The sequence below is a fragment of the Parvibaculum sp. genome (genome assembly GCF_035511255.1).
Lineage (GTDB): Bacteria > Pseudomonadota > Alphaproteobacteria > Parvibaculales > Parvibaculaceae > Parvibaculum.
This window is the reverse complement of sequence record NZ_DATKFR010000347.1, coordinates 1-1,964: the sequence shown is the minus strand read 5'-3', so window position 1 is coordinate 1,964 and position 1,964 is coordinate 1. Positions and strand designations below refer to the sequence as shown.

General features: G+C 66.2%; 3 protein-coding genes. All 3 read left to right on the top strand.

All coding sequences use genetic code 11. The annotated features are described in order from the left end of the window. On the top strand, positions 1–241 hold a 241-nt coding region (locus VMR03_RS13480; protein ID WP_325406063.1), incomplete at its 5' end, for a glycerol-3-phosphate dehydrogenase C-terminal domain-containing protein. Further along, positions 241–1,224, top strand: a complete 984-nt coding sequence (locus tag VMR03_RS13475; RefSeq protein ID WP_325406061.1) for a diacylglycerol kinase family protein — start codon at positions 241–243, stop codon at positions 1,222–1,224. The genes VMR03_RS13480 and VMR03_RS13475, both read left to right, overlap by 1 nt. A 44-nt stretch (positions 1,225–1,268) precedes the next feature. Beyond that, positions 1,269–1,964, top strand: a 696-nt coding sequence (locus VMR03_RS13470; RefSeq protein WP_325406059.1) for an FAD-dependent oxidoreductase, incomplete at its 3' end; no start/stop codon positions are given.

Genomic DNA, 1,964 nt, shown 5'->3' with positions numbered 1-1,964 from the left:
GCGCCACCTGTCCGATATCCTTTTCCGTCGCACCGGCCTCGGCACGCTGGGCTCACCGGGCTTTCCCGTCATCAGCGCCGTCGTCGAACTGATGGCGCGCGAACTCGGCTGGGACGAAACGGCGATCGCGAACGAGATCGCGGACGCAAACCGCCTCTTCGAGACGCAACCGCCGACGGCGCGCGAAGGCGAAATGAAAGGTGCGTCGCAGGCCGAAGCGACAAGAGCGGCGGACGCCTGATGCAGAGTTCGGGCACACCGCCGATAACTTCCGGCACACCGCATGTCGCGGCGATCGTCAACCCGCGCTCCGGCGGCGGGCGGACGGGTCGCGGCTGGCGCGTGATTTCCGAGACGCTGGAGCGCGAACTCGGCCCCATCCGCGCGCATTTCACCACGGGCGGATCGACGCCGCGCTATCTGCCCGCCGCCGACCTGACGCGCAAGGCGCTGAAGGACGGCGCGCAGCTCGTGATCGCCGTCGGCGGCGACGGCACCATCAACGAAGTTGTGAACGGCTTCTTCGAAGACGGCCGGCTCATCAATTCCGAAGCGCATCTCGCCGTGCTGAACACCGGCACGGGCGGCGACTTCCGCAAGACCTTCGACCTGCCGGAAGAGCTGGAGCCTTGCGTCGCCCGCATCGCCGAAGGCACGACGCGGACCATCGATATCGGCCGCATGAGCTTCATCGCCGATGATGGCCGCGAAGCCATGCGCTACTTCGACAACATCGCGAGCTTCGGCATGTCGGGTGCGGTCGATCGCGCCGTCAACCGCGCACAGATTTCCAAACTCTTCGGCGGGAGCTTCGCCTTTCTCTGGGCGACCCTCGTCACGGCGATCCGCTTTCGCCCGCAGGCCGTGCGCCTCACCGCCGATACGGGCTTCGACGACATCGTCAATATCGGCACGGCGGCGGTCGCCAATGGCCGCTTTTTTGGCGGCGGCATGATGATCGCGCCGAAGGCGGAACCCGACAGCGGCTATTTCGACATCGTCATCCTGCGCCATACGACGCTGGGCGATCTGCTTTCGGGTTCGCGCGCACTTTATGACGGCACACATCTCGACGATCCGAAGGTGACGCATTTCCGCGCGAAGTGGCTCGTCGCAACGCCCGTCGCCGAGGCACCCGTTCTGCTCGACATAGACGGCGAGGCGCCGGGCCGGCTGCCCGCGCGTTTCGACATCCTGCCATCCGTGCTGACGTTGCGTTGCTGACAAGACTGGGCGTTGCTGAAAGAAACGACAAGGAGGGGACGGCCATGACGATCGACCGGACGACGCTTCGCTGGAACGGCTGGGGCACCGTGGCGCAGGACAATCCGCTGCCCGACGGCGCGCCGCAATGGGACTGGATCAGGACGACGCTCGGCATGCCGCATCTGCCGACGACGCCGGCAAAGCCGCTCTCCGAGATCAACATGCCCGCGCCCCGTGTCGGCGATCTCGTGCTCGCGAAACTCCGCGCCATCGTCGGCGAGGCGCAGGTGAAGCTCGACGATTATGAGCGCGCCTTTCACGCGCGCGGCAAGTCGTACCATGACCTGCTTTATCTGCGCGCCGGCAAGCTCGACATGATCCCCGACGCGGTGGTCTATCCGCGCACCCCCGACGAGACGCTCGCCGTCGTGAAGCTTGCTGCGGAAGAGGACATCACGCTCATTCCCTATGGCGGCGGTTCCTCCGTCGTCGGCGGCGTCAACGCAATGGCAAAGTCGCTCGGCAGTCCCGTGCTGACGCTCGATACGACGCTGATGACGCGTGTCATCCAGATCGACAAGATCGCGATGACGGCAACCGTCGAGGCGGGCCTCTACGGCCCCGCGCTCGAGGAGCAGCTGCAGAAGCACGGCGTAACGCTCGCGCATTATCCGCAGAGCTTCGAATTCTCGACGGTGGGCGGCTGGATCGCGGCGCGCGGCGCGGGCCAGCAGTCGAACCGCTACGGCAAGGCCGAG

Excerpts from the sequence above, each read along its gene's own strand:
- VMR03_RS13475 (WP_325406061.1), top strand. The coding sequence starts at position 241 with ATGCAGAGTTCGGGCACACCGCCGATAACTTCCGGCACACCGCATGTC.